The organism is Brasilonema sp. UFV-L1 (assembly GCF_012912105.1).
Taxonomy (GTDB): domain Bacteria; phylum Cyanobacteriota; class Cyanobacteriia; order Cyanobacteriales; family Nostocaceae; genus Brasilonema.
The window spans coordinates 1-13526 of the sequence record NZ_QMEA01000168.1 but is presented as its reverse complement, the minus strand read 5'-3'; the positions used below and the strand labels follow the sequence as shown (position 1 = coordinate 13526).

General features: G+C 39.7%; 11 protein-coding genes. 2 read left to right on the top strand and 9 right to left on the bottom strand.

Annotation, left to right across the window (positions count from 1 at the left end):
* Nucleotides 1-182, top strand: a 182-nt coding sequence (locus DP117_RS35650; RefSeq protein ID WP_211176423.1) for a hypothetical protein, incomplete at its 5' end; no start/stop codon positions are given.
* Nucleotides 183-431: 249 nt separating this feature from the next.
* Nucleotides 432-1784: a hypothetical protein gene (locus DP117_RS30135; RefSeq protein WP_169221877.1), complete on the top strand. Its 1353-nt coding sequence runs from the start codon at nucleotides 432-434 to the stop codon at nucleotides 1782-1784.
* Nucleotides 1785-2248: 464 nt separating this feature from the next.
* On the opposite strand, the gene DP117_RS30130 is transcribed toward DP117_RS30135, so the two are convergent.
* The 9 genes from DP117_RS30130 to DP117_RS30090 all read right to left on the bottom strand — a co-directional run.
* Entirely contained in the window at nucleotides 2249-4000 is a 1752-nt protein-coding gene (locus DP117_RS30130; RefSeq protein WP_169221876.1) for a right-handed parallel beta-helix repeat-containing protein, read from the bottom strand.
* Between the two features lie 243 nt (nucleotides 4001-4243).
* Nucleotides 4244-5671: a sugar transferase gene (locus DP117_RS30125; protein ID WP_169221875.1), complete on the bottom strand. Its 1428-nt coding sequence runs from the start codon at nucleotides 5669-5671 to the stop codon at nucleotides 4244-4246.
* Nucleotides 5672-5805: 134 nt separating this feature from the next.
* Nucleotides 5806-6990 carry an endo-1,4-beta-xylanase gene (locus DP117_RS30120; RefSeq protein WP_169221874.1) on the bottom strand — a complete coding sequence of 395 codons (1185 nt, stop codon included), beginning with the start codon at nucleotides 6988-6990 and terminating at the stop codon, nucleotides 5806-5808.
* A gap of 195 nt (nucleotides 6991-7185) precedes the next feature.
* Complete coding sequence (locus tag DP117_RS30115; RefSeq protein WP_169221873.1) at nucleotides 7186-7992, bottom strand: WecB/TagA/CpsF family glycosyltransferase; 807 nt, start codon at nucleotides 7990-7992, stop codon at nucleotides 7186-7188.
* Complete coding sequence (locus DP117_RS30110; RefSeq protein ID WP_169221872.1) at nucleotides 7989-9056, bottom strand: NAD-dependent epimerase/dehydratase family protein; 1068 nt, start codon at nucleotides 9054-9056, stop codon at nucleotides 7989-7991. Before DP117_RS30110 ends, DP117_RS30115 begins: the two co-directional genes overlap by 4 nt.
* Nucleotides 9057-9097: 41 nt before the next feature.
* The gene (locus DP117_RS30105) at nucleotides 9098-9898 is read right to left on the bottom strand and encodes a methyltransferase domain-containing protein (protein ID WP_169221871.1); all 801 of its coding nucleotides are present in this window, start codon (nucleotides 9896-9898) and stop codon (nucleotides 9098-9100) included.
* A 68-nt stretch (nucleotides 9899-9966) separates the two neighbouring features.
* Complete coding sequence (locus tag DP117_RS30100) at nucleotides 9967-11139, bottom strand: glycosyltransferase (RefSeq protein WP_169221870.1); 1173 nt, start codon at nucleotides 11137-11139, stop codon at nucleotides 9967-9969.
* 20 nt (nucleotides 11140-11159) lie between these two features.
* The gene (locus DP117_RS30095) at nucleotides 11160-11981 is read right to left on the bottom strand and encodes a glycosyltransferase family 2 protein (RefSeq protein WP_169221869.1); all 822 of its coding nucleotides are present in this window, start codon (nucleotides 11979-11981) and stop codon (nucleotides 11160-11162) included.
* 179 nt (nucleotides 11982-12160) lie between these two features.
* Nucleotides 12161-13526: O-antigen ligase family protein (locus tag DP117_RS30090; protein ID WP_211176422.1), on the bottom strand; the 1366-nt coding region annotated here is incomplete at its 5' end.

Sequence of the window (13526 nt, the reverse complement as noted above, 5' to 3'; positions counted from 1 at the left end):
TGTTGTGGAACAACCTTTTTGAATCCCCTTCGTTTCAACAAGGGGGGTATGTCAAAGCTAACAATCTAGCGGTAATGCTTGAGTTAGCCGTAGGCTGGGTTTGCCCAACCCAGTTACAAAATAAGTTTGCAAATTTTTGTAGTAATGCCATACTTATACCGTTATCGGTATCTGTAGTGTAGTATGAGCATAATCAAAGGCAATCAATTCTAACAGCTAAGCCAAATGACAGCTTGCTTTGCGTATTCTCCTAAAAATCCTGTGGCCAGAATGCGTAGTACAAAATACTCAATTTTGTAAAAGTATACGAAATTTGAGTAAATTATTTCGTTAGAACTGGTAGTTCCTTGTTATACATATAATGATAGCCTGCCCTATTGCTGTATAAGCATTGCTCTTCACACAGCAACCGCCCTTTAGGAAGTCAACAAATGCTTAAACACCTCATGCTGTCTGGATGGTTACGTGTACAACCATTTTTTAAATACTGTATTTTTGCGATGCTGATTGCGCCCTTAATGGCATCATCAGAGCACACGACTTCGGCACAACAAACGCAAGTAGCTAAAGTACCTTCCGTAACAATAGAGTCCGAATCTGTAGCGGTAGATTCCGTGTTAAAGGCGACGGCTACTGTTGATGAAGCTAATTTGATTTCACTATCAAAAGCAGCGCCAACGAACTCTTTGACAGAAAAATCTCACTCCATACCGATGTCTTTAGGTGCGATTTCCCAACCGCAAATACAAATAGATGAACAAACAAATAACATAGAGAGTTCGACTGTACAAGATAATTCTGCGCCTGTTCAAATGCCGAATCATGAACCATTGACAGGAGTTGAGATCGCACCACCAACGCAAGAATCGGAGTCGGTATCAAACGAGATAGTAGCGAATCAACAGGATTTAGTGCAACGATTAAAAGCCTCTAAAGTTCTAGCTTTGGCAATGAACAATAGCTCTGCTTCTGGGGAAGTGCTTACTGCTAAAACATTAGAAGCAGTTAAAAATGAGTCTCTCAAAAAAGGACAACAAAAGTTAACAGCAGTGACTGTTGTAGAACAACCAGCACAAGACGCTCAAGGCGTACAGCAAGATCCAGTAGGAAGTCCTCATCCTATTCCTTGGGCTTGGATACAAGCGACCCAAGATGCTATTGGTTCCAAGGGAATTTCTGGAGTGCGTTACTACCGTAGTATGCCTGTGATTTCTCCAGACGGTAGATATGCCATGTACAGCCGTGTACAACTACAAGTCGAACCACAAATGCACAATAGTCGCGTAACTAGCGTTCTGTTTGTAGAAGATAAGCAAACTAAGAAGTTACGAGTGATCAGTTCAACAGCTCCGATTAATGATCCTCTGTTAAAGGTTCAGCAGGTTTCTTTGCCAAGCGATACACAAGGAACGATTGCAGTATTAGTTCCTGTTAGCTGGTCACAAAAAGGCGATCGCTTTTTAGCACGCAAGTTTGAAGGGGCGATGAACACTTCTGATGTCACAGATTATGCAGTCATTTGGGATCGAGAACAAAATCGCTCTGAGAATGTAACTCCTTCACAAGAAGAACTTAAGCACGAGATTGCTGTGTTGTTAGGTTGGAGTCAAACTCACCCTGATCAGGTGCTGTTTCGTGCTGGCGAATTGGGTGAAGAAGAATGGCCCTTGGTAACAGTTGCCTATGATGGCAAGACTGTGGGTGCAACGGGTAACGATCAGCCTGTTATCTATGGTCAAAGGATCAAAAATGTTTGGGCTACTCCACAAGTCGCCTACAGGTAGATCATACTTGTGCAATTGCTCATAACTAGCACTAACACAGAAAAACTCAAACCTTGACAAAAATCGCACAGAAAACTGACTCCTAGAAGGAATACTAACTTGAAAATCTAACCACATTTAGCGACTGAAATAGACAATTGAAGTTCAAGAGTCACTCAATGACCCAATTGCTTCAGTCGCTTAACCAGTCTTTTAAAAGTGCAATATAAGTTTGAAGAAAAAAGTTTGAAGAAAAGCAGAAATCTAGAATAGGAAATGTTTACTTTGATAGATTCAAGCTTTGGAAATAATTCAAACAGTGAAGAAGTCGGTGGATAACCTACATTCCGCACATTCCGCAGGTGTGAGTAACAAAATATTATCTTTTTTGCTCACTCACTTGCGGAATGTGAAATTCAGCACTTACCGACTGTGCTACCAAAATCATTACCTGACAGTGTTTAGTCAGTGGTTTGGGAAACCTCTCAGGACTTATTTTTATCGGTCACGTCGTTCGGCCGGTTATTCTCGATAAGGTTGTTGTTCTGAGAATAGTGGGTATAGATAGGCACGGGAACATTATCGATTGTGTTTCCTCTGACCGTAATTCCTCCGCTTCCCTGATCTAGATAAATGCCAACAATCGGATAGTTTGGGGTCCACCTAGAGCGGGCAAGGTCATGAATATAATTATTTTCAATTAAGGTATTATCCTGGTTGGACACAGTGTAAATACCACCTCCATCATCAAGAGTGTTCATGACGTTGTAAATTTCGTTGTTCCTGATAACGTTGCCCACTAGCCTGTTGATATCATTGATCCATCCCCAGCCGATGCTGATACCTGTGTAAGGGAGATTCCACAGTTTATTGTTTTCAACAGTCATATTTTCGACAAAACCAGCGAAAATTCCTACCGAACCCAGATAGTCTTGACCGAGGGCAGTAAGGGTATTGTTCTTAATCGTAACGTTGCGAATCGTCGCTGTTGCAGGTTCCCAGTCTAGAAGGGTATCGATAACAATGCCCTGTCCGCCTAAATTCTCGAAATGACTGTTCGTAATCGAGAGGTTTTCAATATTGGTAGAAGCGTTAATGGCTGAGGCGCTCATATTACGGAAGGTACATTTCTCAAAGCTGACGTTTTGCGCGTCAGACACCTCTACCCCTGCAATCATCGTTGTATCGCCCCATACGTCCGTAGTGCTAACTTCCGCACCCGCCTGCATGCCGATAAATCCTCTTTGCGAAGGTCTTGTCCAGTTCGCATGCTCAAAAACGATGCCCTCAAAAGCGATATTCTGTACTGGTTTTTCAGCAGTTCCTGCAATTTTCACGATGTGGTCAAGACGAGGAGCAATAACAGTTGTTCGGGACAAATCTTCGCTAAAGCGGGGTATGTAATACAAGATGTTTGCTTGTTTATCGAGATAAAACTCTCCCTCGCTGTCCAGAAATTCATAAGCATTCTCAAAATAATATGAGAGTCCTGGTTCCAGGAATTGAGTATTGCTTATAAAAGCCAACTCTCTGCCTGGATTTTGCGGCACGACAGAGGCAGTGTCCCCGTTTATACTAAAGTCTTTCATTTGAAATCTGTTGATAGTCCAGTGTCTGAAAGCTATCATTTCTGTTTCACTGAGTCTGTCGAATCGATTGATCTCGCTTGCCTTTATTTCTATTTTTTTATTAGCTATATCCCAATCAACAATACGAAAATAATTGCCAGCATTTGGTTGTCGGGCGCGGATGGCTGCAACACCATCGATGAACAGCCTCCGGAAATCCTGATTATCCACCGCAGTCTGAAAAATCTTTCCGTCCTGGCTTTGCCATCCTGTAATCACCTTTCCGCCAGAAAGTTGAACTTTTCCGGATGTTTCGGCTTGGAAGACGATGGAATGCCCGTTGAAGCCACTGTCTTGTGCTCCAATAGTAAAAGTCTGTGACAGGTAATAGATACCGTTTTTCAAAATGACGGTAATATCACTGTTCATCGAGGTATTGATGGAACGCAGATACTGCTGCACGCTTGTCAGGGAGCAGGGTGCTGTTTCAGTACAGGTATCCCCTTTACCGTCAGGGCTAACATAAATGATTTTTCCCTGTCTTGCAAAGTTGTTGTCCTGTCCGTTGGCGCTAAGATTATTCATCTGGTTAAATAGGATTTGATGAATAATCAAAAACGAAATTAACGCAATTCCCAAATTCTTAAAAATTTTACGTTTAAAGAGCATACACTACCTTCTTTTGAAAATTCACAATCTTGACATTTAGACAAGTTGCTATAGTTTCTTTGGGAGAATAGCTCGCTCTCGGTTAAATTTACCATCATTTTGAACTGAGGCGAGCGTACTTTGTGGAATTTGGGTTGCAACGGCTGAAAGCCTTATCATGCTTTAATTATGCAAAATCTCAAAATCTCCAGAATTAACCTCCCAAATGTGGAGGATAAAATTTCTGCTTTTAGTTTACATGCTTTAATAAGCACCTGTTTTCCGCAAGACAACTTGAACAGTTTTCAGCAAAATTTTCAAATCTAGCCACAGCGACCAATTTTCAATGTAAGAAATATCTAATTTCACTGTGTTTTCAAAGTTATCAATATTGGAGCGACCAGAAACCTGCCATAATCCAGTAATACCAGGCAACACTTCTTGACGAATAAAGTGCGCTGTTTGAAATTTTTCTACATCTCTTATAGGGAGAGGACGTGGACCAACTAAACTCATTTGTCCAAGTAAAACATTAAACAGTTGAGGCAATTCATCTAGACTATAACGTCGCAGAATTTTACCAATTTTTGTGATCCGAGGGTCATTCTTTAGTTTAAACAAGACACCATCTTTGATTTCATTTTTTGTTTCTAATGCTTTTTGCATTTTTTCCGCATCGGCTACCATTGTGCGAAATTTCCAAATTTTAAACTTCTTGCTATGTAGACCAATCCGGTCTTGCTTAAAGAAGATTGGTCCAGGAGAATCCAGTTTAATCAACAGAGCAATTAACAAATAAACTGGTGAGAGTATCAGTAACAAAATAATCGAACAGCAAAGGTCAAAACACCGCTTTACCCAAAAATCACTGCCTGCAATAATAGGTGCAGGAATAGTCATACAAGGAACTTCACCTATCATCCATAACACAGATTTAGGATGACAAACTGTACTTTGTATCGGGAGTATTCTGATAGTAATACCAGCTGTGTGAAAATGCCAGCAAACATAGAGACGATTCTTAATAGAATTCCAAGAAACAAAAGCCTCTACTATTCCTTGGTTGCGAAGAGATTCCAAGGTTTCTTCTCTGTGAGCTCTGTCAAGGCACTTAGAGTCAGAAATTCCCTGTACAGTATAGCAATTTTCTTGCTCTATTAACCGAATATGCTCCTCTTGCTCTTTTGTGTCAGAGATGAGAAAAACGGGATAACGAATTGCTCCTTTCTTACGAAGAAGTGTCGTGATCATATCAAAAATACAGCGTCCAGTGCTGATGAAGGCTACAGACGAAAACCAAAATATGAGAAAAGTTGAACGAGAGATATAGCTCTCTGGTTCGTAAAGAAAAGCAATGAGTAAAATAAATAGTTCTGACAATGAAACTGCTTTAATCAGACTGGGATAGTTACGACGATAAGTACCTGCTTTATACAGTTCTTGTGCTGCAATAATTCCTATCTCAACTGCTAAAACTAGTAGTAAAAAAGATGTTTTTTCTGTCCAAGGAGAGTTTAATGGAGTTCCATAAAAGACTGCTAACCTCCATGCTATTACCAGAGCAATAACATCTAAAAAGACAAGTGTGACTATCCGCAGAAATCTGATAGCCAAGCCTCTCTGTATTGTTGTGCCTCTGGCTGAGCGTAAATCGGGTTTAAAATGTACTTTTGATAAGGTTTTTAAAGCCACAATTTCTATCCCTCCTTATATGTATCTTGTGATGCTGGTTTTGATTCAAGTCAAACACATCTGGCGTATGCAATCATAGAGTCTTACTATTAGGGGCAAGAGTGGTTTTTGATGACTCTAATGAGGAATTGAAATTAACGTTTTGGAGCTTTGTCAAATGCTCTTGCCATAGCATTCCATGCCAATTTGCGTCTAAGGTTTGAGTCGAAAGGCAAAGGACGCGGTGGCTTACCGTCGCTTCGGGGATTCGCTTGTGAATACCAGGTGTAGCGGTCATGGAATCCCCAATTTAATACTGCTATCACTGCTTTTTCATCTAGCACAACTGATAGATAGTCTTCATAGGCACTAGCAATGATGCGATCGCGAACAGCAATATCTGCAGGTAACTTATCGTCTCTGACATCTAATTCAGTAATGAGAATTTTGAGACCAAGACTGGCAATATCAGCTAGGAACTTCCGTAGTTTTTTGGGATTGAAACGAGTTTCGTGACCTATGAGGTGAGACTGGATACCAAAGGCATGAACAGGTGTTCCTTTTGATTTCAAACCCTCAAGTAGTTTTAGCAGAGCTTTTCTTTTGGCTTCATTGCTGGGAATGTCATACTCTACTCCAAAGTCATTGTAAACCAATAAGGCTTTAGGGTCAGCTTTAGCGGCAGTCCGAAAAGCAAGATCGATGTAATTCGGTCCCAAAAATTTTAACCACGACGTTTTTCGTAAGTTATCAGTGCGTCCATCATCTGGTTCAACTGCTTCGTTAATCACATCCCAGGAGTGGATTTTTCCAGCATATCGTTTGACAACCGTTGATATATGGTTGATGAAAATATTCTGAATTTCCTGAGACTTAGTATTGGGATTGTCTAATTTATCAATTAACCATTGAGGAACAACATTATCCCAAATTAAAGGATGTCCTCGGAAGAGCATTCGATGCTTAGACGCAAATCGGGCAAGAGAGTCAGTTTCAGCAAAATTAAAAGTACTGACACTAGGTCGAATGTTAGCCCAATAAAATCCCCCTACTACAAAACCACACTCCCGAATGAAAGTAGACTCTAACTGCTTATCTTGAGATAATGTGTTGTAACCAAAAGACGGAAATGCTCCATAGGTTAATCCTTTAACTGCAGCTCGCTTACTTAAAGGAGCATTACCTACCACAGAAAAATCTCTATTTGGGTTATTTGAAGCTTGAGCCTTCTTGTCAAATGAGAATCTTTTGGTGACAGTAGCAAAAAAGACTGTGCTTGCTAAAGTTCCTAAACCTAGCAGAAAATTGCGCCGCTTAAATAGCTTCCAGTTTTTGAGCATAGGTCTCCTTTTTTGTCACTTTGAGGAAAGAAAGATGTTTCCAAATTATCCAAATTCCTTCCTGTCCATAATATGGCTTTCGTAACAACGCAATATTTTCACATAGACTTGTGAAATCTTTGTGTCTAAGGAACTTCCGATGTTCTCTTGCAAACAAAAAGAAGAGTATAGTGGATAATGTGAATTCCCAATTAACTATCCATACGACTCTATCTCTTCACTACCATTTGGTCTAGTTGGAATAAACTTTTTCCAGCCTAAATACTGTAGAAATATATTCCACACATACAGAGGATTGAGTAACAAATAGCGCTGCCATAAACGTTTGGGTTCTTGAACAAAGCGAAACAACCATTCCAAACCATAATCTTGCAATATTTTTGGAGCTTGCGGTAAAGTACCTGCATGAAAATCGAAGGCAGCACCAACCGCTAAGATGGGAAGATTCAAAAGATTGCGATATTCATAAGCCCAAACTTCTTGCCTTGGACAGCCCAAACCCAAAAAAACAGCGTTTGCTCCTGAAGTCTGAATTCGCTCTGCAAGTTCTATGCGCTCATATGCCTTGAGTCTGCGGAATTTTGAAGGCTCCATTCCAACAATCTTTAAATTAGGAAAAGAGCGCATTAGATTTTGTGCAAACTTGTTCAAAGTTTCTGGTTTGCTTCCGTAAAGATAAACCGATAATCCGCGTTCGGCAAAAGCTTGAGCAACGCGCAGTGTGAGATTAGGACCATAAACGCGATCAGGCAATTTCTTTTTATATAGCCACCACAAAGCCCAACGTACAGGTTGACCATCTGGTACCACCAAATCTATGCCATTCAATCGGCGTGCATGAACTGGATCTAAAAAACCCGTCATCACCCCATGCACAGCTAAAGCGCTGACGGAACAAGGGCGCTTTAGCTGTGCAGCCCGAACAATTGTTGATACTGCAAAATCGTAGTCTACGGCATGTATATTTATGCCCAAAATAGAATATTTGCCCTGGTTAATCATTCTTTTGTCCACTTTTCGATGTTGTATTCGTAAATTTCACGCAGAATTTGCGGGATGTCATATTTGATTGACCAGTCTGGATAGTGTGCTTTGAACTTGGATAAATCGCTGATATACCAGATGTGGTCACCGATGCGGTTTTCATCTGTGTAGGAGTAGTTCATCTGTTTACCCGTAATTTCTTGGCAAATATTTATCGCCTCTAGCATTGAACAATTGCTTTCACGGCCACCCCCGATGTTGTAGACTGCAGCTACACCAGGACTTTTATAAAATTCATAGAACGCAGAAATCAGATCGGATGAATGAATATTGTCACGTACTTGCTTACCTTTGTAACCAAATATGGTATAGGGCTTGCCTGTCACTGCACATTTCATCAAGTAGGCTAAAAATCCGTGCAGTTGAGTTCCTGAATGATTTGGTCCAGTTAGACATCCTCCTCTAAAAGACACAGTTTTCATGCCAAAGTAGCGCCCATACTCCTGAACAAGAACATCTGCACCAACTTTAGAAGCTCCAAACAGAGAATGCTTACTTTGGTCAATGCTCATATCTTCAGAAATACCTGAGTCATATTTATGAGATGACTCGATTTCCCAGCGTAATTCTTGCTCCACTAAAGGTAAGTAGTTAGGTAAATCTCCATAAACCTTGTTTGTGGATGTAAAAATGAATGAAGCGTCTAAACAATAGTCACGGGTTGCTTGTAACAGGTTGAGTGTGCCGTTAGCATTGACAGAAAAGTCTGTGAAAGGATCGCGAGCAGCCCAGTCATGGGAAGGTTGAGCTGCTGTATGAATAATCAGCGATATGTTGTTGCCAAAGCGTTTGAAGATTTTTTCTACCTTTGTATAGTCTCGAATATCTACGTCATAATGTTCGTAGTTTGTCACTTCTGCTTGTAATATCTGACGGTTCCATGTAGTTGACGCTTCGTCTCCAAAGAAGAATTTACGCATATCGTTGTCAATACCCACAACATGCATACCGAATTTGGCGAAAAAACGTACGGCTTCAGAACCGATTAAACCTGCTGAACCCGTTATAATTGCAACATCCATATTTCACTCTCAAGATAAGTTGAATTCTGCTTGCAAGGTCATCATTTCACGCTAGTGTAATTAGCCTTGAACCACTCACGATTGGTTTCTATTTTGTCGCCCGTTTGCTTTAGCCAAGGATGTATATCTTCAGGTATGCTCGCCTTCAAAACAACAAAAGCAAAATTATTATTGAACCAGGGAAAAACTTTACTGAGAACTTGTAGAAATGGCTCCAACAAGCGAATCCATAACTCTAAATCTCTTCTTGCTAACTTCTTTAAACGCCACCAGGGTAACCGTAATGCATTGATGAAGATGAATTTGTGATTTCCTTGCGGAGCATAACAGTTGATAGTCTGGATGACATCACGTTCTGTCCAGCGGTATACATAGTTTGGAATGGCAGTATTTCTGACTCCACCATAAAGACAATCACTATCTGCTACCGCGACGACTTCATATTCTTGACCGAAACCAAGCTTGACTCCAAGGCGTACCAGTAGGTTATCTTTCGGTTCAAATACCAAAATGCCCTTTTTACAAACCCTAAATAATTCAAGCAATCCTTTATGAGGAGAAGCACAATGATGCAGACCGCTATGAACAATGCCGAAATCGAAAGTCTCATCCAAATATGAAAGATTTTCACAGTCTTGGAAAGACCAATCGTAGGGTTCGTAGTCTTTAGCAACTTGTCTTGAATCAACATTAGAAATAGTTACTTTTTCAAAACCAGCTTTGAGTAACATCTCCTTGTCGGCAGAACCACCACAAACTACTAAAATCTTCATCGATTTATTCAAAATTCCCTGAGCAAGAAGTTTTTCTAGGGTTGTCAGATAAAAATCGTAATGATTCATGATGACTTAATTTGTTTGACTTTGAGATGTGTAAAAACTTTAGTATGTAGAATTTGTGAATCTTTAACTCACTTCTTACAGTTCACAACTCGCTTATAAATATCCATCAACATTTGGTAATTTATTTCTGCCGTGTATTTAGCTTCAAATTCAGCTCTTGTTTCTTGTCGCATCTGAGCAAGTGCGATTGGGTGAGTTAAAACCCACTCTACTTGTGCAACCAAATCTTCTGGATCTCCAGGGCGAAAGTGGAGACCCGTACGACCATGTTCAATCAGGGAAGATTGACTACCAAGGTTTGACGCAATGACCGGAAGTCCCACAGCATATGCTTCCACAATGACTAGAGGAAAACCTTCATACCAAAGAGAAGGAAAAATCAAAACCTGAGCGTCTTTCATCAAATCCAGGACTCGAGTTTTAGGTTGCTTGCCTAACCATTCCACATCTGTGAGTCTTTGAGCTGTTGAAGCGACCTCATCGGACAATGGTCCTTCTCCAACAATCTTGAGCGGTATTTTTCCGGCAAGTTTTTCCCATGCCAAAAACAGCGTCTTTAATCCCTTTTCGGGTGAAAGTCTGCCTACAAACAAAGCGTAATTGCCTTGCCCCTTGCCCTGTTTGGGGTCGGGATAAAGGAAGTTGGGCTTGACTACTAGCTTCGAGGCTGGTAAGTTTCCCTGAATGTACTTGTGTCGAGCAAATTCTGTTACGGTGATGTAGACATCTACCACCTTGTCCCAAGTTTGTATGATTCGGTGGACAGATTGCATGGCACCAACAACAACACTACCTGTTTTGCTGCCGCGATAACAACCGTGAACAACACCTGACCAAGCAAAAAACTTTCCGAAACAGTCTTCACACACCTTTCCCTCTCGAAAGAAATAGGAATTGAGACAAAAAAGACGATAGTTTTGCAGCGTTTGTACAACTGGTACACCCGCTTCCTGACAGGCATAGTGAACTGAAGGCGAAAGCAGTGGAAAAAAGTTATGTATATGGACGACATCAGGCTGAAACTTGGCAATTTCTGCAAGTACTAACTGTTTTGATGAGAGAGAATAAATAGCGTTGACAGCAGCCTTAACTTTTTCTAAAGGACTCGTAATATTATCATTATCGACTTCCAGTAAAGCTACAGAGTGACCATTTGCCTCTAGAAGGGCTTTTTCTGTTTGCATGGTCACATCTTCACCACCACCAATTTGATAGCGATTATGTAAGATTAAGATACGCACGATAATCAGACTCCTTTATTTTAATCAAGAGCATGGCGTTGCCATTGATTAAAGTAATAGCCCTTCGTTGCTTTTAGAAGGTAACGCTTTGTGCGCGCCATTAATTTGAGTATTTCTCTGAAAAGCGATCGCGCAGATGCTGGAACTTTTCGCAGGAAATCATCATGACGTAATAAAGCAATCTCTAGTTCATCAATTTGTTTATCCAAAGCAGTGACAGATTTATTGTCTGTGTGCCACCTAAAATCTGCTAGATAAGAATTTACGTGAATGAAGTTGTACTTTTTGTGCTCTAATCTCAGAAAAAATTCATAATCCATTGCATATTTTAAAGAAGTATCTAAAAAGTTTCCTTCATCAAATATCCTACGTTTAAAGAATGTAGATGTACTGGGTATATATAAAATATGGAGATATTTCAGTATAAAAGGGTCAAAATCAATTTCTCTGCGAGATTGAAAAACATCTCCTTTTTCATTTACCCAACGGTAGTCTCCATAAGCAATATCACTTTCAGGATATTCAGCAAAGCAGTTTGCTATTTTCTGGAAACATCCAGGTAAATATTTATCGTCTGCATTTAGCCAACCAATGATATCGCCTGTTGCCATACGAAAGCCCTTGTTAAGGGCGTCACTTTGACCTTTATCTGGTTCAGATATCCAAGTCAGATGATCATATTTTTTCAAGACTTTTAGAGTTTGATCCGTAGAGCAATTATCTAAAATAATATGTTCAAAATTTTGATAATTCTGTTCAAGAACACTTTGAATGGCAAGTTCTATAAAATGACCTTGATTGTAAGATGGTGTAACGATTGATATTTTGGGATATCTTTTCATCTTTATTCTATGTCCTCATGTTTCAGAATTTTCAGCGGAATAACTAACTTTGAAACTTAGATAAGTCTCAATAGGATTTTTATTTGATTTTTAAAAAGCGATATCAATTCAAAGCCTGGCTAACAAAGCTTCGAGGTTCTGTATACCTAGCAAGATTCAAAATTCCCATATCTGAATGACTATGACGACTCAATTTGAGACAAATGAATTTGCTGTTTTTGCTTCAAACGACTCAGTTCGCGAGCAGTCGAACAGGCAATCATGACATAAAAAATCCAGTACACATTGAATGGTGATAAATAAGTTGGTTGCTCGCTCATACTAGCAACTAACTGAATTGCAAGAAATTCCAACATCCAGAGAAACTCAATGGTTTTGAATAAGTTGAGCAATTGAAATACTCTTGTGATCACCTGGGTAATATTAACTATGAGTAGTGTTAATCCAATTAACCCTAGTTGTAGAGATATCTCTAAGAAAGCATTGTGAGCATGAACTGTGTGTAGATCTACATCAGAGTTCCTTATCCAAGTTTGATTAGCAATAGAAGCACCAATATCAGAACCCCAGAATGCTCCATAACCATACCCTAACCAAGGTCTTTCCATGACCTTTTCAATTGCTAAAGTCCATATAGGAAGACGTCCATTAAATTCGGCATCTTTACCTAGAAGATTAGTTGCTATAGTTTGTAAATTAGCCAAAACTAAGTATCCTGCACCAATAGAAATAACCAGAACCAAAAAGAAAAGAATTTTTCGAGCAGTAGCTCGCTGCTTTGCTATTTTGTAGATAGGTAAAAGAAAGGCAGAGACAACAATGGCTACTAGATATGTTCTACTGTCTGAAAATTGAAGAATAGCAACTGACAAAACGAAACCTACTAGTGCAAGCCAACGATGACTCTTCTTATTCACAAGATGAACTAAAAAAACACTAGCTGCTAAAGCCATCATGCGTCCCAAAAATTGCTTGAATGTATAGATACCCATCCACGCTACTGAATATGAAGCGTATGGATCTGGATTGTTAGGATTGTCTCCAATGCCATAGGATGGAAATGCTACACAAACTAATAAATTTATAGCGACTGATAGACCAGCTACCCACGATATTATGCGCACTTGATCCCTAACTGAATAGCGTGTAGCTAAATACACTCCAAATAGAGTGACACGAATTAATGCTATGTGCAATCGTAAACTTCTAGATATATCTACAGACCAGAATACTGAAAAAAGAGCTATTAAGACTAATAGAGTGAGAGACACATCTCTGGTCATAACATAAGCAACTTTTTTCCTCCAAACTATCACTAAAATAAAAACAAAAAGATAGTTAGCTAATTGAATAGAAGCTTTAATTGCAGATGGTACATTAACAGCTTCTGCAAAAATAAGAAAGAAAAAAATAAATCCGATTTCTGATGCTTTTAAGAGTGACTTATAAAATTTAGCATTCACTCTTTCTACCTCCAGTTCTTGAAGAAAAATTAAAACAGTACACAGTGAAGGAGTCAGGAGGAGCCAGCGCCGTGGGCGGGTT

Bases quoted from the DNA above. Each gene is read 5' to 3' on its own strand.
- DP117_RS30130 (WP_169221876.1), bottom strand. From the start codon at position 4,000: ATGCTCTTTAAACGTAAAATTTTTAAGAATTTGGGAATTGCGTTAATT.
- DP117_RS30110 (WP_169221872.1), bottom strand. From the start codon at position 9,056: ATGGATGTTGCAATTATAACGGGTTCAGCAGGTTTAATCGGTTCTGAA.
- DP117_RS30095 (WP_169221869.1), bottom strand. From the start codon at position 11,981: ATGAAAAGATATCCCAAAATATCAATCGTTACACCATCTTACAATCAA.
- DP117_RS30135 (WP_169221877.1), top strand. From the start codon at position 432: ATGCTTAAACACCTCATGCTGTCTGGATGGTTACGTGTACAACCATTT.
- DP117_RS30120 (WP_169221874.1), bottom strand. From the start codon at position 6,990: ATGCTCAAAAACTGGAAGCTATTTAAGCGGCGCAATTTTCTGCTAGGT.
- DP117_RS30105 (WP_169221871.1), bottom strand. From the start codon at position 9,898: ATGAATCATTACGATTTTTATCTGACAACCCTAGAAAAACTTCTTGCT.
- DP117_RS30115 (WP_169221873.1), bottom strand. From the start codon at position 7,992: ATGATTAACCAGGGCAAATATTCTATTTTGGGCATAAATATACATGCC.